Source organism: Pseudomonas sp. JDS08PS003 (genome assembly GCF_045013505.1).
GTDB classification, from domain to species: Bacteria; Pseudomonadota; Gammaproteobacteria; order Pseudomonadales; family Pseudomonadaceae; genus Aquipseudomonas; species Aquipseudomonas protegens_B.
The window spans coordinates 5484984-5509170 of sequence record NZ_CP120724.1 but is presented as its reverse complement, the minus strand read 5'-3'; the positions used below and the strand labels follow the sequence as shown (position 1 = coordinate 5509170).

General features: G+C 60.1%; 21 protein-coding genes and 1 riboswitch. Of the genes, 16 read left to right on the top strand and 5 right to left on the bottom strand.

Annotation, left to right across the window (positions count from 1 at the left end; all coding sequences use genetic code 11):
• Positions 1–34: 34 nt before the first annotated feature.
• On the bottom strand, positions 35–826 hold the full coding sequence (locus P7C00_RS24330) for a helix-turn-helix transcriptional regulator (RefSeq protein ID WP_346632341.1): 792 nt from the start codon (positions 824–826) through the stop codon (positions 35–37).
• Positions 827–939: 113 nt separating this feature from the next.
• Between P7C00_RS24330 and P7C00_RS24325 the strand changes: the two genes are divergently transcribed.
• The gene (locus P7C00_RS24325; protein WP_404937511.1) at positions 940–1755 is read left to right on the top strand and encodes a sulfite exporter TauE/SafE family protein; all 816 of its coding nucleotides are present in this window, start codon (positions 940–942) and stop codon (positions 1753–1755) included.
• A gap of 440 nt (positions 1756–2195) precedes the next feature.
• On the opposite strand, the gene P7C00_RS24320 is transcribed toward P7C00_RS24325, so the two are convergent.
• The 3 genes from P7C00_RS24320 to P7C00_RS24310 form a co-directional block, all read right to left on the bottom strand.
• Complete coding sequence (locus tag P7C00_RS24320; RefSeq protein WP_404937510.1) at positions 2196–3176, bottom strand: hypothetical protein; 981 nt, start codon at positions 3174–3176, stop codon at positions 2196–2198.
• Between the two features lie 169 nt (positions 3177–3345).
• Entirely contained in the window at positions 3346–4593 is a 1248-nt protein-coding gene (locus P7C00_RS24315) for a ribonucleotide-diphosphate reductase subunit beta (RefSeq protein ID WP_011062780.1), read from the bottom strand.
• Between the two features lie 750 nt (positions 4594–5343).
• Entirely contained in the window at positions 5344–5607 is a 264-nt protein-coding gene (locus P7C00_RS24310; RefSeq protein WP_016968107.1) for a DUF2790 domain-containing protein, read from the bottom strand.
• 411 nt (positions 5608–6018) lie between these two features.
• Between P7C00_RS24310 and acs the strand changes: the two genes are divergently transcribed.
• The 14 genes from acs (at position 6019) to astE (ending at position 22012) form a co-directional block, all read left to right on the top strand.
• Complete coding sequence (gene acs, locus P7C00_RS24305) at positions 6019–7974, top strand: acetate--CoA ligase (protein WP_346632338.1); 1956 nt, start codon at positions 6019–6021, stop codon at positions 7972–7974.
• Between the two features lie 612 nt (positions 7975–8586).
• Positions 8587–9363 (top strand): ABC transporter substrate-binding protein, encoded by a 777-nt coding sequence (locus P7C00_RS24300; protein ID WP_404937509.1) that lies wholly within the window; start codon positions 8587–8589, stop codon positions 9361–9363.
• A gap of 92 nt (positions 9364–9455) precedes the next feature.
• Positions 9456–10145 (top strand): ABC transporter permease, encoded by a 690-nt coding sequence (locus P7C00_RS24295; protein WP_016968104.1) that lies wholly within the window; start codon positions 9456–9458, stop codon positions 10143–10145.
• On the top strand, positions 10142–10840 hold the full coding sequence (locus P7C00_RS24290; protein ID WP_404937508.1) for an ABC transporter permease: 699 nt from the start codon (positions 10142–10144) through the stop codon (positions 10838–10840). The genes P7C00_RS24295 and P7C00_RS24290 overlap by 4 nt, the downstream gene beginning before the upstream one ends.
• A gap of 1 nt (position 10841) precedes the next feature.
• On the top strand, positions 10842–11954 hold the full coding sequence (locus P7C00_RS24285; protein ID WP_346632337.1) for a succinylglutamate desuccinylase/aspartoacylase family protein: 1113 nt from the start codon (positions 10842–10844) through the stop codon (positions 11952–11954).
• A gap of 23 nt (positions 11955–11977) precedes the next feature.
• Positions 11978–12742, top strand: a complete 765-nt coding sequence (locus P7C00_RS24280) for an ABC transporter ATP-binding protein (RefSeq protein WP_011062773.1) — start codon at positions 11978–11980, stop codon at positions 12740–12742.
• A 112-nt stretch (positions 12743–12854) separates the two neighbouring features.
• The gene (argR, locus tag P7C00_RS24275) at positions 12855–13835 is read left to right on the top strand and encodes a transcriptional regulator ArgR (protein ID WP_102860681.1); all 981 of its coding nucleotides are present in this window, start codon (positions 12855–12857) and stop codon (positions 13833–13835) included.
• 370 nt (positions 13836–14205) lie between these two features.
• Positions 14206–15426, top strand: coding sequence for an aspartate aminotransferase family protein (locus P7C00_RS24270; RefSeq protein WP_404937507.1), 1221 nt, complete (start codon positions 14206–14208; stop codon positions 15424–15426).
• A 132-nt stretch (positions 15427–15558) separates the two neighbouring features.
• A complete protein-coding gene (aruF, locus tag P7C00_RS24265) occupies positions 15559–16578 on the top strand; it encodes an arginine/ornithine succinyltransferase subunit alpha (RefSeq protein ID WP_346632335.1) in 1020 nt (339 codons plus the stop codon).
• A gap of 85 nt (positions 16579–16663) precedes the next feature.
• Positions 16664–17689: an arginine N-succinyltransferase gene (gene astA, locus P7C00_RS24260; RefSeq protein WP_346632334.1), complete on the top strand. Its 1026-nt coding sequence runs from the start codon at positions 16664–16666 to the stop codon at positions 17687–17689.
• A complete protein-coding gene (astD, locus tag P7C00_RS24255; protein WP_346632567.1) occupies positions 17686–19155 on the top strand; it encodes a succinylglutamate-semialdehyde dehydrogenase in 1470 nt (489 codons plus the stop codon). The genes astA and astD overlap by 4 nt, the downstream gene beginning before the upstream one ends.
• A 143-nt stretch (positions 19156–19298) precedes the next feature.
• The gene (gene astB / locus P7C00_RS24250) at positions 19299–20645 is read left to right on the top strand and encodes an N-succinylarginine dihydrolase (RefSeq protein WP_346632333.1); all 1347 of its coding nucleotides are present in this window, start codon (positions 19299–19301) and stop codon (positions 20643–20645) included.
• Positions 20646–20701: 56 nt separating this feature from the next.
• Entirely contained in the window at positions 20702–20989 is a 288-nt protein-coding gene (locus tag P7C00_RS24245; RefSeq protein WP_102860686.1) for a topoisomerase II, read from the top strand.
• A 12-nt stretch (positions 20990–21001) separates the two neighbouring features.
• A complete protein-coding gene (astE, locus tag P7C00_RS24240; RefSeq protein ID WP_346632332.1) occupies positions 21002–22012 on the top strand; it encodes a succinylglutamate desuccinylase in 1011 nt (336 codons plus the stop codon).
• Between the two features lie 67 nt (positions 22013–22079).
• On the opposite strand, the gene P7C00_RS24235 is transcribed toward astE, so the two are convergent.
• Positions 22080–22589: a 6,7-dimethyl-8-ribityllumazine synthase gene (locus P7C00_RS24235; protein ID WP_404937506.1), complete on the bottom strand. Its 510-nt coding sequence runs from the start codon at positions 22587–22589 to the stop codon at positions 22080–22082.
• 121 nt (positions 22590–22710) lie between these two features.
• Positions 22711–22881, bottom strand: a riboswitch (FMN riboswitch).
• 221 nt (positions 22882–23102) lie between these two features.
• On the opposite strand from P7C00_RS24235, the gene ltaE reads away from it, so the two are divergent.
• Positions 23103–24107 carry a low-specificity L-threonine aldolase gene (ltaE, locus tag P7C00_RS24230; RefSeq protein ID WP_404937505.1) on the top strand — a complete coding sequence of 335 codons (1005 nt, stop codon included), beginning with the start codon at positions 23103–23105 and terminating at the stop codon, positions 24105–24107.
• Positions 24108–24187: the final 80 nt, after the last annotated feature.

Below are 24187 nucleotides of genomic sequence, written 5' to 3'. Positions count from 1 at the left end.
CAAACTGATTTTTGCTCTCGGCACGCGCCTTTGGTCACAAGGTTTTTCCCGGGGGCGGGTCCGCCCTGTTCAGGTAGGTACTGGGGGACTGTCCCAGCACTCGGCGGAACATGGTGGAGAATGCACCGGGGCTGTCATAGCCGAAATCCAGGGCGATGCGTGTCACGGGCTCCGCGGCTGCCAGCCGCGCCAGGGCCAGGATCACGCAGGCTCGTTGTCGCCATTGAATGAAGCTCATACCCGTTTGCTGGCGGAAGACGCGATTGAAAGTGCGCAGGCTGACGTGCAACCGATCCGCCCAGTGCTCCGGGGATTGGTGAATATCGGGCTGTCCGAGAAAGGCCTGGCACAACTCCAGTAGCGGGCCATCAGCCGGCAGGGGGATATGCAGCGGTAGCGCAGTGCTGCGTTGCAGTTCATGCAGCAGCAGCTCGACCAGCAATCCGTCACGCCCGCCCTGATCGTATTCCAGGGGAATCTCTACGGCCTCCAGAAGCAGTTGGCGCAACAATGGCGAGACGCTGACGACTCGACAGCCGCTGTTATCCAGGGGCGCCGCGGCAGGTTCGATATACAGGCTGCGGGTACTGACTCCGAGCATCAGCACCTCATGCTCCACCCCGGACGGGATCCACACCGCATGTTGCGGTGGTACTACCCAGTTGCCCTGATCGGTACCCACCTGCATGACCCCGGTAGCGCCATACAGCAGCTGTGCCCGCCGATGGCGGTGGCGGGGCAGGCGTTGGCCGTCGGCGTAGTCGGTTCCGATGGCCAGTACCGGACGCGGTGTCTGATCCAGTTGATCGATGGAGATGTTGCGCATGCCGAGTCGTTCCGTGTTTGGCGTAAACGCAAACATTATTGGCTGACTTGCTGAAGTCGGCCAAGCGGTGAAGCTCTATCGTCCAGGTCTTCTGCAAAGACGAGCGTGGTCCGATGTTCTATCTACTGCTGGCATTTTTTGGTTGCATGACGGGCATCAGCGCCGTGCTGTTCGGCTTTGGCGGCGGATTTGTAGTGGTGCCGCTGCTGTACTGGATGTTGCTGGGCAGCCAGGGCGCGGACTCGGCAGCAGGGCAGTCGGCGATGCATGTCGCGGTGGCTACCTCGACTTGCGTGATGATCGTCAATGCCCTGGTCGCTAGCCGTCGACATCAGCGTGCGGGCAATCTTGTTCGCCACTATCTGTGGCCTCTGGGGGGCTATATAGGTCTGGGGGCGATCTTGGGGGCGGCGGCGGCCATGTGGGTCAGTGGCGAAGTGATTCGTTATGCCTTTATCGCCTATCTGGGGATCACCATTGCCGACTGCCTGCTGCGACGCGGTTTTCTTGAACCGTCGCAAGGGCAGAAAGCGCGCCTCCTTGGCGCCCGCGAAACGCTCTTTGGCGGTGTAGGAATAGGTGTTGTCGCCACCTTTCTCGGCGTAGGCGGCAGTGTCATGACGGTGCCTCTATTGCGCCGTTGCGGTCTGACCATGACCCAGGCCACCTCAATGGCCAATCCTCTGAGCGTGCCTGTGGCGTTGGCGGGAACTGTCACCTACATGGGCCTGGCCCGTTTCAGCCCGTTCGATCTCGGACCCTGGTTCGTCGGTTATGTGGATCTGCTGGCGTTCTCGGTACTGACCCTCGGCTCGTTGCTGGGCATCCGCCTGGCCACTCCCTGGATTGGCAGAATTCCCGACCGTATGCATGCCCGGGTGTACATCGGCCTGTTGTTGCTGGTGCTGCTCAGCATGTGCCTGAAGTGATAGGGAGCATCACGCTTGGTGGCTCGACTGTCCTTGGCCGCAGGTCCAAATTGCCCGATGCGCAACGCTGGCTCTGGCTTGGATGAGCGCGTTGCCGGCTTTTTCATACAAGGGAGTTCCCATGTTCAACGGATTGATATGCCAGATCTTCGGCGTCCTGTGGCTTTCGATCTATCTGTCGGCTGTGCAGGCTGCAAGTTCTCGCGAAGTTTTCAGCGCAGCCCTGGGCAAGATGCCGATTGTGCTGGAGATCAGCGCCCACTCTCCCCAGGAGGTCACGGGGCGTTATGTCTACCAGAAATTGCATCGTGACCTGGCGCTCAACGGGACGCTCCAGGGGCCTGCGATGGCACGGAGTGGTCGGTGCTGCGGTATGAGGTGCTCAGGAAGCATCCGAGGGAGTGGCCCTGGCGTTGCCCAAGCGGTGAAACCGCAGGGGGCTATTTCGCTTCCAGGCCTGGTGCCTCGCGAATCACGAAATGGTCCAGGTTCTCGATATTGGCGCTGAACACTCCGAAGGTTGCTTCGGGATTTTTCTTGCTCGGCACCTGCTTGAGTGTCGGGGTGACGCCATAGAAGAAGCAGTACAACTCACGCTGGCTGTCGATGGCGCCCTTGAGCTCTTCGAGGAAGGCTTTGCGCTTGCGGTAGTTGTCGACCAGTTTCTTGCTCAGGTAGACGTTGACTGAATAGGGCTTCTTCTTGGCTTCGCCCTCTTCCTTGAACCAGACCTTGTGCTCGAAGTCGATGCGAAAGCTCTGGGTGTAGTCCTTGATTTCCTTGATCTTGCCCCAGTAGATCAGCCCCTTGTTATCCAGCAGGTACTCGATTTTCTTGAAGAACGAGGCGTAGGACGCGGTGTGCTCGCCGATCTTCAACGGCATGCGCTTGAGCAGTTCCTTATCGTCGATATTCGATACGAAGCATTCCACCGGGTGGGCGAAGACGCTGGTCTTGTCCGGGGTTGTATCGCGCCCGGCGTGGGGCGTTTGCAAGCTGGCAGGCGTCACTGGCGGGTTGTTTCCAGGCGTCTGCGGTGCTGCTGCAGGGGTGGCCGGTCGGCGCAGGTATTCGCGGCGGGTCAGCAGCAGCTCCGAAGGGAAGTGCTCCTCGCGATCATCCTCGACTGCAGCTCCTTCGATGCTGCCAGGGCTTTTGCTGATCCCGTAAGGGCAGCCTTGTATATGAAGAGTGCTGGGCAGGTTCTTGAAATGCGGGGTGCGGATGTAATTGACGTTCTTGGCATTGAAGGTGCCCAGTTGATTGGCGGCATCGAACGCTGCGCGACAGTCATCGTTGGGGCACTGGAAACTTTCCTTGGCCGAGTCGAAGACCAGGGTTTCATCGAAGTTCAGATCCCGCACGTCATAGATCGACAACTTTTCGTCGAGGCTGATGCAGTAGGCGGTATCGAATTTCATGAGCGCTTTGATCCTTAAGCGGGGGAGGGGACTTTATAACGGTAGGTCTTGGAGCCTGCACGTACTTTAATGAACCGGGTTTTGTACAAGAAGCGGGTGCGGATTTGCGCGGCCAATAAAAAAGCCCTGACCAAGTCAGGGCTTCTTGTTTGTTTCATTGATCCGGGAATCAATCCCAGCTCAATGCACCGCCAGTCTGATACTCGATCACGCGGGTCTCGAAGAAGTTCTTCTCTTTCTTCAAGTCCATGATCTCGCTCATCCATGGGAACGGGTTGGTGGTACCTGGGTACTCTTCCTTCAAACCGATCTGCGACAGGCGACGGTTGGCGATGAACTTGAGGTAGTCCTCCATCATGGCCGCGTTCATGCCCAGTACGCCGCGCGGCATGGTGTCGCGAGCGTATTCGATTTCCAGTTGGGTGCCCTGGAGGATCATCTGGGTGGCTTCTTCCTTCATCTCGGCATCCCACAGGTGCGGGTTTTCGATCTTGATCTGGTTGATCACGTCGATGCCGAAGTTCAGGTGCATGGATTCGTCGCGCAGGATGTATTGGAACTGCTCGGCGACACCGGTCATTTTGTTGCGGCGACCCATGGACAGGATCTGGGTGAAGCCGCAGTAGAAGAAGATGCCTTCCAGAACGCAGTAGTAGGCGATCAGGTTGCGCAGCAGTTCCTTGTCGGTGTCGACGGTGCCGGTTTCGAACTTCGGATCGGAGATCGAACGGGTGTACTTCAGGCCCCAGGCAGCTTTCTTCGCGACCGATGGAATCTCGTGGTACATGTTGAAGATCTCGCCTTCATCCATGGCCAACGATTCGATGCAGTACTGATAGGCGTGGGTGTGGATCGCCTCTTCGAACGCCTGGCGCAGGATGTACTGGCGGCATTCCGGGTTGGTGATCAGGCGGTACACGGCCAGTACCAGGTTGTTGGCAACCAGGGAGTCGGCGGTGGAGAAGAAGCCCAGGTTGCGCATGACGATGCGGCGCTCGTCGTCGGTCAGGCCTTCCGGGTTTTTCCACAGGGCGATGTCGGCGGTCATGTTGACCTCTTGCGGCATCCAGTGGTTGGCGCAGCCGTCGAGGTATTTCTGCCAGGCCCAGTCGTACTTGAACGGTACCAACTGGTTGAGGTCGGCGCGGCAGTTGATCATGCGTTTTTCGTCAACGGCGACACGGGCGGAAGAACCTTCCAGTTCGGCCAGGCCTTCGGCGATGTCGAGCTGGTCCAGGGACGCCTTGGCGCGGGCAACGGCAGCGGAGTCGCTGGCGGTCACGGCGCGGGCTTCAAGAGCGGCGGCACCACCAGCGCTGTCGAGGCGGTCCATGTTGGCTTCAGTAGCGTGGCCGGCGTTGGCGCCTTTGACTGCAACTTCGCCTTCTTCTTTGTCGAATTCGTCCCAGCTCAGCATGACGTGTCGTCTCCTGCTTGAGGGCCAGATGCCCGTGTGAAAACAAAAGGGTTGGCTTTTCACACGGCGCTACTGGCCGCGTTAAATCATTAGAAATCGTTTGTTGCAGCAGTGAACGCAGGCAATAAACAGAAATACGTGTTCGGGTGCCTTGAAGCTGCTGTCGGGCGGAACTGAGGGTGTCGGCTCCGGCGCGGGATTCAGCAGGTCGTTTTCATCCGGTAAGGGAATGTTGCGGGCCCGTTTTGAGGACGCATTATAAGGATATTTTCGGGGTCGTGGGGCGACCGATGGGCGCAGGCGTGCCCAAGAAGGAGGGGGACTGAGAGCAAAGCGCGGGTTTACAAGGCTTTGGCCGTTGAAGATTTTTTTTCAGGTTCGAAAAATTTATCCGGAAGTGGCCAAAAAATAGCCAATTTTACTAGATGTTGTGTTTTTGCAAGCCTTTTTCGGGTTTTGAACACAACTCGAATCGTCCGGTTTTGTCGCTGAAAATCTCCTGGCAGAGCTCTTCAAGGTTGGCAGGACTGCCCTCGCCGAAGTCGTCAGCCGAGAGGCGCGAAAGGTCGTTGGCAGTGCCATGAGCAGGCCATCAACCGCAGCAGGAAAAGTGCGTGCGATTGCCGTGCTCGCACGTCGTCAAAGTGAAGCCTTTCACGGCCCTTGGGCGGGTCGTTGTCGGGCATCTTTGCCGCAAGAGGGATTTCTTGCGGCCGGCAGTCATCAGGGGCTATGCAATGAACTTGGTTATTAGCCGTTAGAGCAACCGTTGCCCATTACGCGGTATTGAAGAATATGCCGCTGACCGTGGGAGTCTTCATATTCCATGCGCGCTGGTACAACTTCGCATACTTCTGGAACTTCGCTCATGGAGATAACTTTGGCGATATCCAGGTCGGTGGAGTAAGTGTATTCCTCTACCGGTACTTGCTGCTGGGCGACATCAGTCGGGATCTCATCAGCCATCGCTGTAACGCACAGACTGCTGAGGGCCAGAACTAATAAAGCTTTCATTTGCGTTTTACCTTTCTAAGGTCGTGTGGGGTCACGCAGCCTTTGTGGGGCTGCGTGTGGAACTTGAGTAGAAGTTTGATTAACTGCCTTCGTGGGGGCTGCAACTTGGTTAATCAGATTGCCTGTTTGGCGAGGCAGATTTTAGGCCCGGGGCCTGCGACCATATAGGCGTACTTTTGATAAACACCTTTGACGGTTTTTGTAACAATCCCCGAAAAAGGCCTGTCTGGAGGTCTGTTTGAACATTTTTATCCGCGGTGAATATCGCTGTAAGCAGCGTTCTTGAAGGGTTGCGGCAAATATCGGGGTATTTCGCAGGGGGTTGTTACTACCATCGTCGAATGGTTCTATAGGCGCCCCCCGGCTACAACGGGGTCATACAAAAACAACTATGTCACCGAGGTAAGAAAGATGAGTGCGGCTTCTCTGTATCCCGTTCGTCCCGAGGTTTTGGCCAATACGCTGACTGACGAGGCGACCTACAAGGCCATGTACCAGCAGTCGGTCGTGAACCCGGACGGTTTCTGGCGCGAACAGGCCAAGCGTCTCGACTGGATCAAGCCTTTTACCACGGTGAAGCAGACCTCCTTCGACGACCACCACGTGGATATCAAGTGGTTCGCCGATGGCACCCTGAACGTCTCCTATAACTGCCTGGATCGCCATCTCGCCGAACGTGGCGATCAGATCGCGATCATCTGGGAAGGCGACGATCCTGCCGAAAGCCGCAACATCACCTACCGCGAACTGCATGAAGAAGTCTGCAAGTTCGCCAACGCCCTGCGTGGCCAGGACGTGCACCGCGGCGATGTGGTGACTATCTATATGCCAATGATCCCCGAAGCGGTGGTGGCCATGCTGGCCTGTACCCGTATCGGCGCGATCCATTCGGTGGTATTCGGTGGCTTTTCGCCTGAGGCGCTGGCCGGTCGCATTATCGACTGCCGCTCGAAAGTGGTGATCACTGCCGACGAAGGCATCCGGGCCGGCAAGAAGGTGCCGCTCAAGGCCAATGTCGACGACGCCCTGACCAACCCGGAAACCAGCAGCATCCAGAAAGTCATCGTGTGCAAGCGCACCGGTGGCGACATCAAGTGGAACCAGCATCGCGACATCTGGTACGAAGACCTGATGAAGGTGGCCGGCAGCGTCTGTGCACCGAAAGAGATGGGTGCCGAAGAAGCGCTGTTCATCCTTTACACCTCTGGCTCCACCGGCAAGCCCAAGGGCGTGCAGCACACCACTGGCGGTTACTTGCTCTATGCGTCGCTGACCCATGAGCGGGTGTTCGATTACCGTCCGGGCGAAGTCTACTGGTGCACCGCCGACGTCGGTTGGGTCACCGGTCACACCTACATTGTCTATGGCCCGTTGGCCAACGGCGCCACCACCGTGCTGTTCGAGGGCGTGCCCAACTATCCGGACGTGACCCGGGTGGCGAAGATCGTCGACAAGCATAAGGTCAACATCCTCTACACCGCCCCGACTGCGATCCGCGCCATGATGGCTTCGGGCACCGCCGCCTGCGAAGGCGCCGACGGCAGCAGCCTGCGCCTGCTGGGTTCGGTGGGCGAGCCGATCAACCCGGAAGCCTGGGACTGGTACTACAAGAACGTCGGTCAATCCCGTTGCCCGATCGTCGACACCTGGTGGCAGACCGAAACCGGCGCCACCCTGATGAGCCCGCTGCCGGGCGCTCATGCCCTGAAGCCGGGTTCTGCAGCGCGTCCGTTCTTCGGCGTGGTGCCGGCCCTGGTAGACAACCTGGGCAACATCATCGAAGGCGCGGCCGAGGGCAATCTGGTGATCCTCGACTCCTGGCCAGGCCAGGCGCGGACCCTGTACCGCGATCACGATCGTTTCGTCGACACCTACTTCAAGACCTTCCGCGGCATGTACTTCACCGGTGACGGCGCCCGTCGCGATGAAGACGGCTACTACTGGATCACGGGTCGAGTGGACGATGTGCTCAACGTGTCCGGGCACCGCATGGGTACCGCCGAGATCGAAAGCGCCATGGTTGCTCACCCTAAAGTCGCCGAGGCGGCGGTGGTGGGTGTGCCTCACGACATCAAGGGCCAGGGCATCTATGTCTATGTGACCCTCAATGGTGGCGAAGAGCCGAGCGAAGCCCTGCGTCTGGAGCTGAAGAATTGGGTGCGCAAGGAGATCGGTCCGATTGCCTCGCCGGATGTCATCCAATGGGCACCGGGCCTGCCGAAAACTCGTTCCGGGAAGATCATGCGGCGAATCCTGCGCAAGATTGCTACGGCGGAGTACGACGGTCTGGGAGATATCTCCACCTTGGCCGACCCAAGTGTGGTGCAGCATCTGATTGATACCCACAAGACCATGAACGTCGCCTGAGGCGGATTCCGAGTCATCCAGCCCCGCCCGGCCTTGTGCCGGGCGGGGCTTTTTTGTGGTCACACGATTCGCCGGCAAGCTGATTCCTGCGGGGCTGCGTGGTTGTTGCGGCGGCTGCTTTGCCAGCGAAGAGGGGCGAATAAATATCGGATATTTCCGGCAGGCGTATCCGAATGTTACCGATGTTGTCGAAGATGTAACCCCGCGCTCATTTTCGGGGCCATGGGAAACGCCTAGCCCCATTTTAGGGCCTTTTATATCCATATAAAAAATAAGTCATCACGCTGCGCTTGCCGGAATAGAAGGCTTTGCGAATAATAGGCCCGCAATTTGCAACATAGATCGGTTTACTGTCTTTTGCTCTTGCATAGATTTGAAGAGCTGTCAATGTGCTGCCCCGGCATTCTCAATGCTTCTGTAATTTGTTGTCGCATTGAGGAAATATCGGCTTCCAGCCTGTCGTTAGAATGCCGGTCACTCGCTCGTCGTTGCCTGTGTGTGAGTCCTCTGCGGGCTTCCCGGGACGCAGCGCGGCAATTCAGGTTCCACCCATTCGCATATTGGGCTGTCGCTCACTCTGCCGTTTTCGCCCTTTACCGATGGAGTTCTAAGATGAAGAAACTCGTGCTTCTTGGCGCCCTGGCACTGTCCGTGCTGTCCCTGCCGACTTTCGCCGATGAAAAGCCCCTGAAAATTGGTATCGAAGCGGCTTACCCTCCGTTTGCCTCCAAGGCGCCGGACGGCAGCATCGTCGGTTTCGACTACGATATCGGCAATGCCCTGTGCGAAGAGATGAAGGTCAAGTGCGTATGGGTCGAGCAGGAGTTCGATGGCCTGATCCCGGCGCTGAAAGTGCGCAAGATCGACGCCATTCTCTCGTCCATGTCGATCACCGATGATCGCAAGAAGTCCGTGGACTTCACCAACAAGTACTACAACACTCCGGCCCGTCTGGTGATGAAGTCCGGTACTCAGGTCAGCGATGGCCTGGCTGAGCTCAAAGGCAAGAATATCGGTGTGCAGCGTGGCTCGATCCACGAGCGTTTCGCTCGTGAAGTCCTGGCGCCGCTGGGTGCACAGATCAAGCCTTACGGCTCGCAGAACGAAATCTATCTGGATGTGGCGGCCGGTCGCCTCGACGGCACCGTGGCGGACGCTACGCTGTTGAATGACGGCTTCCTGAAAACCGACGCCGGCAAGGGCTTCGCCTTCGTCGGTCCGGCCTTCACTGACGTCAAATATTTCGGCGACGGCGTAGGGATCGCTGTGCGCAAGGGTGACAAGGCCGATCTGGACAAGATCAACGCCGCCATCGCTGCCATTCGTGAGAATGGCAAGTACAAGCAAATCCAGGACAAGTACTTCGACTTCGACATCTACGGTAAGTAAGACCGTCGAAACAGTCAGTCCGAGATGGCGCAAGCAGCAGAATCTCTGAAGTTTGCGCCATTTTTTCATCCCAATTTTCGAGGACCTGAATCATGTTGAAAGGCTACGGGGCTGTCATCCTCGATGGCGCTTGGCTGACGCTTCAGCTCGCCTTGTCGTCCATGGCCCTGGCCATTGTTCTGGGTCTGATCGGGGTCGCGCTGCGCCTCTCGCCGGTGCGCTGGCTGGCCTGGCTCGGCGACCTGTATTCCACGGTGATTCGTGGCATTCCCGATCTGGTGCTGATCCTGCTGATCTTCTACGGCGGCCAGGACTTGCTGAACCGTGTGGCACCGCTGCTGGGCTACGACGATTACATCGACCTCAATCCGCTGGCCGCCGGTATCGGCACCCTGGGCTTTATCTTTGGTGCCTATCTGTCGGAAACCTTCCGTGGCGCTTTCATGGCGATCCCCAAGGGGCAGGCCGAGGCGGGCATGGCTTACGGCATGAGCAGCTTCCAGGTGTTCTTCCGGGTGATGGTGCCGCAGATGATTCGCCTGGCGATTCCCGGCTTCACCAACAACTGGCTGGTTCTGACCAAGGCCACTGCACTGATTTCGGTGGTGGGACTGCAAGACATGATGTTCAAGGCCAAGCAGGCGGCAGACGCCACTCGCGAGCCTTTCACCTTCTTCCTCGCAGTGGCGGCGATGTACCTGGTGATCACCAGTGTCTCGTTGCTGGCATTGCGTCACCTTGAGAAGCGCTACTCGGTAGGCGTAAGGGCGGCTGATCTATGATCTTCGACTACAACGTCATCTATGACGCCTTGCCGCTGTACTTCAGCGGCTTGCTGACCACTCTGAAACTGTTGGCACTGTCGCTGTTCTTCGGCTTGCTGGTGGCCTTGCCCCTGGGCCTGATGCGGGTGTCCAAGCAGCCATTGGTGAACATGAGCGCCTGGCTCTACACCTATGTGATCCGTGGCACGCCGATGCTGGTGCAGTTGTTCCTGATCTACTACGGCCTGGCCCAGTTTGAAGCGGTGCGTAAGAGTTTCCTCTGGCCCTGGCTGTCCAGCGCAACTTTCTGTGCTTGCCTGGCCTTTGCCGTCAACACCAGCGCCTACACCGCAGAAATCATCGCCGGCAGCCTCAAGGCCACGCCTAACGGTGAGATCGAGGCGGCCAAGGCCATGGGCATGTCGCGCTACAAGATGTATCGCCGCATTCTCCTGCCATCGGCCCTGCGCCGGGCTCTGCCGCAGTACAGCAACGAAGTGATCATGATGCTGCAGACCACCAGTCTGGCGTCCATCGTGACCTTGATCGACATCACGGGCGCGGCGCGCACGGTCAATGCGCAGTACTACCTGCCGTTCGAGGCCTATATCACCGCGGGCGTGTTCTATCTGTGCCTGACTTTCATCCTGGTACGCCTGTTCAAGCTGGCCGAAGGCCGCTGGCTGCGCTACCTGGCACCGCGGAAGCACTGATATGCAACGTATCGATCATCCATTGCCCTGGAGCCACCTGGGCAGCGAGCGCAGCATCTCGGTGTTCCGTTTCGGCAGTGGCGAGCGCAAGGCCTATATCCAGGCCAGTCTGCATGCAGACGAGTTGCCCGGCATGCGCACCGCCTGGGAGCTGAAGAAGCGCCTGGCCGAACTGGAAGCCGAAGGTGCCCTCAACGGTGTTATCGAACTGGTGCCCGTGGCCAATCCGCTGGGGTTGGGGCAGTTGCTGCAAGGCAATCACCAGGGACGTTTCGAAGCCGGTAGCGGCAAGAACTTCAACCGCGACTTTGTCGAGTTGAGCGGGCCTGTGGCCCAGCGCCTGGAAGGGCGTCTGGGGGACGATCCTCACGCCAATGTGCGCTTGATCCGTCAGGCCATGAGCGAGGTGCTGTCCGAGTTGCCACCGGCTGCAAGCCAGTTGCAGGGCATGCAGCGGGTGCTCCTGAGTCATGCCTGTACGGCGGATGTGGTGCTGGACCTGCATTGCGATACCGAGGCGGCGCTGCATATGTACGCCTTGCCGCAGCATTGGCCGCAGTGGCGTTCCCTGGCGGCGCACCTGGATGTGAAGGTCGGGTTGCTGGCGGAAGATTCCGGTGGCAGCTCGTTCGATGAGGCCTGTTCGCTGCCCTGGTTGCGTCTGTCGCAACAGTTTCCCGAGGCGCAGATTCCCCTGGCCTGCCTGGCCACCACTCTGGAGCTGGGCGGTCAGGCCGACACAGGGCGTCCTCAGGCCGAGGCGCATGCTGCCGGCATCCTGGCGTTTCTCGCCGAACAGGGGTTGATTGCCGGTGAGTGGCCTGCGCCCGCGCATGAAGCCTGCGAAGCCATGCCATTTGAAGGCACCCAATTGCTGTATGCGCCGCACCCTGGCGTGGTGAGCTTTCTGCGTCCGGCCGGGAGCTGGGTAGAAGTGGGCGAACCGATTTTTGAAGTGATTGATCCCCTATCCGATCGGGTCAGTACGGTGTGTGCTGGCACCAGCGGCGTGTTGTTCGCCGTTGAGCGGCTGCGTTATGCCCAACCCGGTTTCTGGCTGGCCAAGGTGGCGGGGCGCGAAGCGCTGCGTCACGGGCGCTTGCTCAACGACTGACTGTTTTTGTGAGAACCGACCGCATGTACAAACTTGAAGTCCAAGACCTGCATAAGCGCTATGGCAGTCACGAAGTGCTCAAGGGCGTGTCCCTGAAGGCCGCAGCTGGCGATGTGATCAGCATCATCGGCTCCAGTGGCTCGGGCAAAAGTACCTTTTTGCGCTGCATCAACCTGCTCGAGCAGCCCCATGCCGGCAAGATCCTGCTGAACAACGAAGAGTTGAAGCTGGTGGCCAACAAGGACGGCGCGCTGAAGGCTGCCGATCCCAAGCAGCTGCAGCGCATGCGTTCGCGCCTGTCGATGGTGTTCCAGCACTTCAACCTGTGGTCGCACATGACCGCCATTGAAAACATCATGGAAGCACCGGTGCATGTGCTGGGCGTGTCCAAGGCCGAGGCTCGCGAGAAGGCCGAGCATTACCTGGCCAAGGTGGGTGTGGCGCACCGCAAGGATGCCTACCCGGGACACATGTCCGGTGGTGAGCAGCAGCGCGTGGCTATCGCCCGGGCACTGGCCATGGAGCCGGAAGTCATGCTGTTCGACGAGCCGACCTCGGCCCTGGACCCAGAGCTAGTGGGTGACGTGTTGAAGGTCATGCAGGCCCTGGCCCAGGAAGGCCGGACCATGGTGGTGGTGACTCACGAGATGGGCTTTGCCCGTGAAGTCTCCAACCAGTTGGTGTTCCTGCACAAAGGCGTGGTGGAAGAAAGCGGCAACCCGCGGGAAGTGCTGGTGAACCCGCAATCAGAACGTTTGCAACAATTCCTCTCCGGCAGCCTCAAGTAATAGCTGCCGTTATGCACCAAATTAGGTCATGCTGCGCACCGCGCGCCAGATGGTCTAACTTGGTGCTGCCGCCCTTGGCTTCTAACACTGTTTTCGTTTCGGATTGCCCGCCATGACTGCCCATCGAATTGGTTTCCTGATTTGGCCCAGCACTAAAGCCTTGACGCTGGCGCTGGCCGAGGAGGCCTTGCGTGTTGCCCAGCGGGTGCACCCGGACGTGGTTTATGAGCTGGCATTCCTGCAGGCCGAAGCGCCGGTCGAAGGTGCCTGGCAACTGCCGGGGGAGCCTTGGGCGGGCAAGCTTGAAGGTTGTCAGAAGTTGTTCCTGCTGGCCGATGAGCCACCGGCACCGATGAGTTCGACCCTCAGTAGCGCCCTCAAGCAGTTGGTGCGTGCCGGGTGTGTAATTGGGGGGCTGTCCGCCGGGGTTTACCCGCTGGCCCAACTGGGTCTGCTCGATGGTTATCGGGCTGCGGTGCACTGGCGCTGGCAGGATGATTTTGCCGAACGCTTCCCCAAGGTGATTGCCACCAGTCATCTGTTCGATTGGGATCGTGATCGCCTGACGGCCTGTGGCGGCATGTCGGTGCTGGATCTGTTGCTGGCGGTGCTGGCGCGGGATCACGGTGCAGAGCTGGCCGGTGCGGTTTCGGAAGAGCTGGTGGTCGAGCGCATCCGCGAGGGCGGCGAGCGTCAGCGTATTCCGCTGCAGAACCGTCTGGGCTCCAGCCATCCGAAGCTGACTCAGGCAGTGCTGCTGATGGAGGCCAATATCGAAGAGCCATTGACCACCGACGAGATTGCCCAGCATGTCTGTGTGTCCCGACGTCAGTTGGAGCGGATCTTCAAGCAGTACCTGAATCGGGTGCCCAGCCAGTATTACCTGGAACTGCGCCTGAACAAGGCGCGACAGATGTTGATGCAGACCAGCAAGTCGATCATTCAGATCGGCCTGTCCTGCGGCTTCTCCTCCGGTCCGCACTTCTCCAGCGCCTACCGCAATTTCTTTGGCGCCACCCCCCGTGAAGATCGCAATCAACGGCGCAGCAGCAGCCCGTTCGAACTCTCCTCCGTGCCAGCCGAACGCGGCTGACCCCGTCCTGTAGAAGCCGGCTTGCCGGCGAATCCCCCAGGCAACCCACTCGCGCCACCTTGTTGGCGTAACGCCGATAACCTTTTCGGGATTTGGGTCCGCTCGCCACGCAGCTATCTGGATAGCTATGTGAATAACTACCTGGGTAATTACCTCGGGAAAATTGCCCGGCAAATCTGCCGCTGAGCCTGCGCGCAGTTTAAACTGCGCCTTTGCGACGCTATTTGTCGCATTGCCATAAACCCGCGTAAAACCGGGGTTGGCGCTATAAGAAGTTGTCGCTTGGCGACAAGGCCGGGCACAAAACTGTCCTTACAATCCCTCCATCGCTCGCCAGTTTCAGGCGGGTGTTCCTCTTCAGGAGACTTCGATGTCCGTTGAGCAAGCTCCGGTGCAACGCGCCGATTTCGACCAGGTGATGGTTCCCAACTACGCACCTGCGGCTTTCATTCCTGTGCGCGGCGCGGGGTCTCGAGTCTGGGATCAGTCGGGACGGGAGCTGATCGACTTCGCCGGCGGCATCGCGGTCAACGTACTGGGCCACGCCCATCCGGCGCTGGTGGGGGCTCTGACCGAGCAGGCCAATAAACTGTGGCATGTGTCCAACGTGTTCACCAACGAGCCGGCTCTGCGTCTGGCCCACAAGCTGATCGACGCCACTTTCGCTGAGCGCGCGTTCTTCTGTAACTCCGGTGCAGAAGCCAACGAGGCCGCCTTCAAGCTGGCCCGGCGTGTGGCTCACGATCGTTTCGGTGCCGAGAAGTACGAAATCATCGCCGCGCTGAACAGCTTCCACGGTCGCACCCTGTTCACCGTGAACGTCGGTGGCCAGTCGAAGTATTCCGACGGCTTCGGTCCGAAAATCACCGGCATCACTCATGTGCCATACAACGACCTGGCAGCCTTGAAGGCGGCGGTTTCCGACAAGACTTGCGCGGTGGTATTGGAGCCGATCCAGGGTGAAGGCGGCGTGCTGCCGGCTGAGCTGGCCTACTTGCAAGGCGCCCGCGAGCTGTGCGACCAGCACAACGCGCTGCTGGTATTCGACGAAGTACAGACCGGCATGGGCCGCAGCGGCGAGTTGTTCGCCTACCAGCATTACGGCGTGACCCCGGACATCCTCACCAGCGCCAAGAGCCTGGGCGGCGGTTTCCCGATCGCGGCGATGCTGACCACCGAAGCGCTGGCCAAGCACCTGGTGGTTGGCACCCACGGCACCACCTACGGCGGTAACCCGCTGGCGTGTGCCGTGGCCGAGGCGGTGATCGATGTGATCAACACTCCCGAGGTGCTCAATGGTGTGAAGGCCAAGCACGACCACTTCAAGACCCGTCTGCTGCAGATCGGCGAGAAGTACGGCCTGTTCACTGAAGTCCGCGGCCTGGGCCTGTTGCTCGGTTGTGTGCTCAGCGAAGCCTGGAAGGGCAAGGCCAAGGATGTGTTCAACGCCGCCGAGAAAGAAGGCCTGATGATTCTGCAAGCCGGTCCGGACGTGGTGCGCTTTGCTCCGAGCCTGGTGATCGAGGATGCCGATATCGACGCCGGCCTGGACCGCTTCGAGCGCGCCGTAGCGAAACTGACTCAAGCCTGATCCAGGTAGCAGTACTCCTCGGCGTCGGCTTTAGTGGCCGGCGTCGAGCCTAATTCCTGTGCCGGGCTGTCCCGGCATTTTTTTCCCTGAGTCGGACGGTTTCCGACCTGTTTTAGAGTAAGGAGTGACACCATGCTGGTGATGCGCCCCGCGCAAATGGCTGATCTGGGCGAGGTACAGCGTCTGGCTGCAGACAGCCCGATTGGTGTCACCTCCTTGCCCGATGATGTGGATCGCCTGAGCGACAAGATCGCTGCAAGTGAGGCTTCGTTCGCGGCTGAAGTAAGTTTCAACGGTGAAGAAAGCTACTTCTTCGTCCTTGAGGACACCGACAGCGGCAAGCTGGTGGGTTGTTCGGCCATCGTCGCTTCTGCCGGCTATTCCGAGCCGTTCTACAGCTTTCGCAACGAAACCTTCGTTCATGCGTCCCGCGAGCTGAAGATCCACAACAAGATTCACGTCCTGTCCCAGTGCCACGACCTGACCGGCAACAGCCTGTTGACCAGTTTCTATGTGGTGCCGGAACTGGTGGGGTCGCCCTGGTCGGAGCTCAACTCCCGGGGCCGCCTGCTGTTTGTCGCCAGCCATCCGGAGCGTTTCGCCGATTCGGTGGTGACCGAGATCGTCGGCTACAGCGATGAGCACGGCGATTCGCCGTTCTGGGACGCCATCGGGCGTAACTTCTTCGACCTCAACTATGCCGAGGCCGAGCGCCTGTGCGGCCTGAAGAGCCGGACCTTCCTTGCCGAACTGATGCCCCATTACCCGATCTATGTGCCGCTGCTGCCGGACGCCGCCCAGGAAGCCATGGGCCAGGTGCACCCGCGGGCGCAGATCACCTTTGACATCCTGATGCGCGAAGGTTTTGAAACCGATCACTACATCGACATCTTCGACGGTGGTCCTACCTTGCATGCACGGGTTTCGGGGATTCGCTCCATTGCCCAGAGCCGCGTGGTACCGGTGAAGATTGGCGAGGCGCTCAAGGGCGGCGGTCGCCAGTACCTGGTGTCCAACGGTCAGTTGCAGGATTACCGCGCCGTGTTGCTGGAGCTGGATTACGCCCCGGGCAAACCGGTGACCCTGGATCTGCAAACGGCCGAAGCCCTGGGCGTCGGCGAAGGTGCCAGCGTGCGCCTGGTGGCGGTTTAACCCCTGCTTTCACGACCTGGAAAGCATGCCTAGAAAGCAGCGAGTTTCGCGCAGGCCGCCAGCGGCCTGTGTTTGAGGAGATAGCATGATCGTTCGTCCCGTACGCAGCAGCGATTTACCCGCGCTGATCGACCTGGCCCGCAGCACCGGCACCGGCCTCACCACCTTGCCGGCCAACGAAGAGCGCCTGACCCACAGGGTTGGCTGGGCGGAAAAGACCTTTCGCGGTGAAGCCGGACGCGGCGATGCGGACTACCTGTTCGTGCTGGAAGACGACAATGGCCGGGTGGTGGGGATTTCCGCCATTGCCGGTGCCGTCGGCTTGCGTGAGCCCTGGTACAACTTTCGGGTCGGCCTGACGGTCAGCGCCTCCCAGGAGCTGAATATCTACCGTGAGATTCCCACGCTGTTCCTGGCCAACGACCTGACCGGCAACTCCGAACTGTGCTCTTTGTTCCTTCACGCCGATTACCGCACCGGCCTCAACGGCCGCATGCTGGCCAAGGCGCGGATGTTGTTCATCGCCGAGTTCCCGCAACTGTTTGGCAACAAGATCATTGCCGAGATGCGCGGCATGTCCGATGAGCAGGGCCGCTCGCCGTTCTGGGAAAGCCTGGGTCGACACTTCTTCAAGATGGAGTTCAGCCAGGCGGACTACCTGACCGGGGTCGGCAACAAGGCGTTCATCGCCGAGCTGATGCCCAAGTTCCCGCTCTACACCTGCTTCCTGTCCGAGGATGCACGCAATGTGATTGGCAAGGTCCACACCGACACCGAGCCGGCCCTGGCCATGCTCAAGAGCGAGGGCTTCAGCTACCAGGGCTATGTCGACATCTTCGACGCCGGCCCGGCGGTGGAGTGCGAGACCAGCAAGATCCGCGCGGTGCGTGACAGCCAGGCACTGGTGCTGGCCATCGGCACCCCGGGCGACGACGCCACGCCGTTCCTGATCCACAACCGTAAACGCGAGGACTGCCGCATCACTGCGGCGCCTGCACGCTTCGCTGCGGGCACCCTGGTGGTTGATCCACTGACCGCCAAGCGCTTGCAACTCAACGCCGGCGACCAGGTCCGCGCGGTTCCGCTGTCTGCTTCTCGGGAGTCGAAATAATGAGCACGCTGTACATTGCCGGCCAATGGCTGGCTGGCCAGGGCGAAGCCTTCACCTCGGTCAATCCGGTGACCCAGGCGGTTATCTGGTCCGGTAACGGCGCCACTGCCGCGCAAGTGGAAAGCGCCGTGCAGGCGGCTCGCCAGGCGTTTCCAGCCTGGGCCAAGCGTTCGCTGGAAGAGCGCATCAGTGTGCTGGAGGCGTTTGCCGCCAGCCTGAAGGCGCGTGCCGACGAACTGGCTCGCTGCATCGGTGAGGAAACCGGTAAGCCCCTGTGGGAAGCTGCCACCGAAGTGACCAGCATGGTCAACAAGATTGCTATCTCGGTGCAGAGCTACCGCGAGCGTACCGGCGAGAAGAGCGGCCCGTTGGGCGATGCCACGGCGGTGCTGCGGCACAAGCCCCACGGCGTGGTGGCGGTGTTCGGCCCTTACAACTTCCCCGGGCATCTGCCTAACGGGCACATCGTTCCTGCGCTGCTGGCGGGCAACAGCGTGCTGTTCAAACCGAGCGAGCTGACGCCGAAAGTGGCCGAGCTGACGGTCCAGTGCTGGATCGAAGCCGGTCTTCCGGCGGGCGTCCTCAACCTGTTGCAAGGCGCCCGGGAAACCGGTATCGCCCTGGCCGCCAACCCAGGTATCGATGGCCTGTTTTTCACCGGCTCCAGCCGCACCGGCAATCATCTGCACCAGCAGTTCGCTGGGCGTCCGGACAAGATCCTGGCTCTGGAAATGGGCGGCAACAACCCGCTGGTGGTGGATCAGGTCGCCGACCTGGATGCAGCGGTCTACACCATTATTCAGTCGGCCTTCATCTCTGCCGGTCAGCGCTGCACTTGTGCTCGCCGCTTGCTGGTGCCGCAAGGGGCCTGGGGTGATGCCTTGCTGGCGCGCCTGGTGGCGGTCAGCGCGACCATCGATGTGGGTGGCTACGATCAACAGCCTGCGCCCTTCATGGGGTCGGTGATCTCCCTTGGCGCCGCCCGTGCGCTGATGGACGCGCAACAACAGTTGCTGGCCAATGGCGCCGTAGCCTTGCTGGAAATGACTCAACCCCAGGCTCAGGCTGCCTTGCTGACCCCGGGCATCCTGGATGTCACGGCGGTGGCTGAGCGTCCTGATGAAGAGCTGTTCGGACCTTTGCTGCAAGTGATCCGCTACGCTGATTTCGATGGGGCCATTGCCGAGGCCAACAACACTCAGTACGGCCTGGCTGCCGGTCTGTTGTCGGATTCTGCCGAGCGTTACCAGCAGTTCTGGCTGGAGAGCCGTGCCGGGATCGTCAACTGGAACAAACAGCTGACCGGTGCCGCCAGCAGCGCGCCTTTTGGTGGCGTCGGGGCTTCGGGCAACCATCGGGCCAGTGCCTATTACGCGGCGGATTACTGCGCGTATCCGGTGGCTTCCCTGGAAACCCCGAGCCTGGTGCTGCCGAGTGCGTTGACGCCGGGTGTGCGCTTGTCCTGATTCGAGAGGCCTTTATGGTCTCTTCGCCCGCCAGCTGGCTCCTGCAGATCTGTGTCGGAGCCGGCTGGCCGGCGAACGAGCGCGAAACGCTCGCCCTGTGTTGAACCGATGCCTATAACAAACAGATTCGTGGAGCCTCGCTGATGAAATCCTATGAAGTCAATTTTGACGGTCTAGTGGGGCCGACCCATAACTACGGCGGTTTGTCCTACGGTAACGTCGCCTCCCAGAGCAACAGCCAGCAGGGCTCCAATCCCAAGGAAGCGGCGCTGCAAGGCCTGGCGAAAATGAAAGCGCTGATGGAAATGGGCTTTCAGCAAGGCGTGCTCGCTCCGCAAGAGCGGCCCGATGTCGCGGCCTTGCGCAACCTGGGTTTTGCCGGGACCGATGCGCAAGTCATTCAGCAAGCCGCCAAGCAGGCGATGCCGTTGTTGGTGGCCAGTTGCTCCGCTTCGAGCATGTGGGTGGCCAATGCCGCCACGGTGAGCCCAAGCGCCGACACGGCTGACGGTCGTGTGCACTTCACCGCCGCCAACCTCAACTGCAAGTACCATCGCAGCATCGAGCACCCGACCACCAGTCGCGTGCTGGGGGCGATGTTCGCCGACCAGAAACATTTCGCCCATCACGCGGCGTTGCCGGCGGTGGCGCAGTTCGGTGATGAAGGCGCGGCCAATCACACCCGTTTCTGCCGTGATTACGGCCAGGCCGGTGTCGAGTTCTTCGTCTTCGGTCGCAGCGCCTTCGACAACCGCTACCCGGCACCGCAGAAGTACCCGGCGCGTCAGACCCTGGAAGCCTCGCAAGCCGTGGCGCGTCTGCATGGCCTGAGCGAGGAGGGTGTGGTCTATGCCCAACAGAATCCTTCGGTGATCGACCAGGGCGTGTTCCACAACGACGTGATCGCCGTGGGCAATGGCGAGGTGCTGTTCTATCACGAGGATGCCTTCCTCGAGACCGAGAAGATGCTCGCTGAACTGCAGGGCAAACTGGGCAAGCGCGGCGGCAATTTCCAGTCGATCTGTGTACCGCGTTCGCAGGTGACGGTGGAAGATGCGGTGCGCTCCTACCTGTTCAACAGCCAACTGCTGTCCCGTGCCGATGGTTCGATGCTGCTGATCGTGCCGGAAGAGTGCCGCAGCAACGAGCGGGTCTGGCAGTACCTGCAAAGCCTCACCAGCTCGGGTGGCCTGATCCGTGAAGTGAAGGTTTTCGATCTCAAGCAGAGCATGCAGAACGGCGGTGGCCCGGCTTGTCTGCGTCTGCGGGTGGCTCTTAATGAAACCGAGCTGGCGGCAGTCAATCCTGGGGTTATCATGACCGCGCCGTTGTACGACACCCTGACCCAATGGGTCGGCAAGCACTACCGCGACCGCCTCAGTGAAAGTGATCTGGCGGACCCGCAGCTGTTGCTTGAATGCCGGACGGCACTGGATGAACTGACGCAAATCCTTAAACTGGGCGCGGTTTATCCCTTCCAGATCAATTGAAAGCCCGCGCCCGGCTGATCCGGGCGCTCCGCTTCACCCCAGATGAGAACGACCCCATGAGCGATACCCTGCAACTGATCCTTGAAGACACCGACGGCACCCAACTGCAAACCTCCTGCACCCGCTTCGCGGTGCTGTGGCAGGGCAAGGAAGTGTGGATCCAGCAGGACGGCCGTGGCCAATTGCTGATCGGCGTGGACGTGGAAGAGGGCGATGCCGAATACGCCAGCCTGCTGCTGCGTCCGCTGGCCACCAACCTGGTCAGCCTGCAACTGGAAATGGAACCGGCCGACGCTGGTGAAGATGATCACGTGCATGGCCCTGACTGCGGTCACGCTCACTAAGGAAGCCGCTTTATGCTCGCCCTCGGCAAACTGCTTGAACTGACCCTCGCCGGCCGTGAACCGGCAGAGAAGACTCAACTGACTGTCGACGGCGTGCGCATGCGCTGGCTGAGCGAGGGCGCCCTGGAAGTACGGCCGCCCGAAGCTCGGGATAACGGTCTGGACCTGTTGTTGTCCGCCGGTATCCACGGCAACGAGACGGCTCCCATCGAGCTGCTCGACCGTTTGTTGCATGACATTGCCCGGGGCGACTTGAAGCCCAGGGCCCGCATTCTGTTCCTGTTCGGCAACCCCGAGGCCATGCGCCGTGGCGAGCGATTCGTCGAGCAGGACGTCAATCGGCTGTTCAACGGCCGGCATGAGTTGAGCAGTGGTTTCGAAGCCCTGCGGGCTTGCGAGCTGGAGCGTCTGGCGGCAAGTTTCTTCAACCTGCCGGATCGCGAACGCCTGCACTACGATCTGCACACGGCGATTCGTGGTTCGAAGATCGAGCAGTTTGCCCTCTATCCGTGGAAGGACGGGCGCCGGCATTCGCGCCGTGAACTGTCGCGCCTGCGGGCCGCCGGCATGGAGGCGGTGCTGCTGCAAAACAAGCCTTCCATCGTCTTCAGTGCCTACACCTACGATCAACTGGGGGCCGAGTCCTTCACGCTGGAACTGGGCAAGGCGCGGCCATTCGGGCAGAACCAGGGCGTCAATGTCGAGCGCCTGGAAACCCGTCTCAAGCACATCATCGAAGGCACCGAGCCTGGAGCGGAGCAGGACAGTCTCGACGGTTTGCAACTGTTCAGCGTGGCGCGGGAAATCATCAAGCACAGCGACAGCTTCCACCTGCATTTGCCGGCGGACGTCGAGAACTTTTCCGAGTTGGAAGTGGGTTACCTGCTGGCCGAGGATATCGCCCAGACCCGTTGGGTCATCGAGGAAGAGGGCGCGCGGATCATTTTTCCCAACCCTAAGGTCAAGAACGGCCTGCGTGCAGGGATTCTGATTGTGCCGACCACGGCTGACGGCCTGGCCTGAGGTTCGCCGGCAGGCCGACTCCTGAACAACTCTGTAGGAGCGGGCTTGCCGGCGATGCTCTTATCGCTTAAACGGCAACCGCATGCTGCTCATTGCGGCGCAGGGCCCGAACCTTCTGCAGGGTATCGGCGCAGGTCTTCGCTGCTTCCTGACCCTTGTGCACGAAGTGCTCGAAGAAGAACTTCTGATGCTCTTCACCCGCATGGAAATGATGCGGGGTCAGCACCACGGAGAACACTGGCACTTCGGTTTCCAACTGCACCTGCATCAGGCCGCTGATTACCGACTGGGCGACGAACTCATGACGGTAGATGCCGCCGTCCACTACCAGGCCCGCGGCGACGATGCCGGTGTAGCGACCGGACTTGGCCAGCAGTTTGGCGTGCAGAGGAATCTCGAAGGCGCCGCCGACTTCGAAGAAGTCGATATCGCTTTCCTGATAACCCTGGGCGAGCATTTCCGCGACGAAACCCTGGCGGCTCTGATCGACGATTTCCTTGTGCCAGCAGGCCTGGATAAAGGCGACGCGCTCGTTGGGGTGGTGTTTGCTTTTGCTATCGATTGCGGTGGGTTGCATCTGTTCTGACTCCTGTTTGTATGAAAAACAGGGCGTATATGAATCGAATGGGATTTAAGGGTGCGCGCAGAACGGCCGTGGATTTCCCACAAGCTGTCCGACAACGGCCCTTTGGCGCCAATCCCGTTCTCTCTTCATCCGGACTATGACCGTCGGCCCCGGAATCACACCGGGTCTGCTGACCTTGTCGTCACCTGTGGCCTTGCCACGGGCATCGCCAAGCGCTCGCGGGCTATGCACATTGCGCGCAATTACCGCCGGTGGGGAATTACACCCCGCCCTGAGAACGATTGCCCGCGAGTTTTTCGCGGGCGGTGAGTTTTTAACACAGATTTGGCGGGGAAGCATTGCGTCTTTTGGATAATGTTCATCGGATTTTTCACCCTGTGGCGCAAGGTTTTCTACAGTTGCTGCTTGATTAATCGTCCGTGGGGCCGCAGTAATTCGTTTCGAAAGGGAATTCCCCCTGTTTAGCGCGGACCTTGCGGTCCCCCGTAGCCGGAGCCAGATGTGATGAGCGTGATCGATCTTCGTAGTGACACCGTGACCCAGCCGACCCCGGGCATGCTCGAGGCCATGGCTTGCGCCCGTACCGGAGACGATGTCTACGGCGAAGACCCGACGGTCAATCAGCTGGAGGCGGAACTGGCACAACGCTTGGGATTCGCCGCTGCCCTGTTTGTACCTTCCGGCACCATGAGCAATCTGCTGGCCTTGATGGCCCACTGCGAGCGAGGCGATGAGTACATCGTCGGCCAGCAGGCCCATACCTATAAATATGAAGGGGGTGGCGCCGCGGTGCTGGGATCGATCCAGCCTCAGCCGCTGGAGCTTCAGGCCGACGGTTCCCTGGACCTGGATCAGGTGGCGGCCGCGATCAAGCCCGATGACTTTCATTTTGCCCGCACGCGCTTGCTGGCCCTGGAAAACACCATGCAGGGCAAGGTGCTTCCCCTGGCTTACCTGGCCCAGGCTCGGGCTTTTACCCGTAAGCGGGGGTTGGCCCTGCACCTGGATGGTGCACGGCTGTATAACGCGGCGGTGAAGCTGGGGGTGGATGCCCGGGTGATCACCGAACACTTCGATTCAGTATCGGTGTGCCTGTCCAAGGGCCTCGGTGCGCCAGTGGGCTCGGTGTTGTGCGGCTCTCGTGAGCTGATCGACAAGGCGCGGCGCCTGCGCAAGATGGTCGGCGGTGGCATGCGCCAGGCCGGTGGGCTGGCAGCAGCGGGGCTGTATGCCCTGGAGTATCAGGTACAGCGTCTGGCGGATGACCATGCCAATGCGCAGTTGCTGGCACAGGGGCTGAGCCAGGCGGGCTTCAGTGTCGAACCGGTGCAGACCAATATGGTGTATGTGCAGATGGGGGAACGGGCGGAAGCCCTCAAGGCGTTCGCCGCCGAGCGAGGGATCTGCCTCAGCGCCGCGTCACGGCTGCGCCTGGTAACCCATTTGAATGTCAGTTCCGGGCAAATCGAACAAGTGGTGAGCACTTTTGCCGAGTTTTCCCGTAACTGACAGTGTTCTCCGTCCAATTGACTGTTTGTATCGTACAAACACGCTGTACCAAGTGATTAACGCCGATATAATGCGGCCCT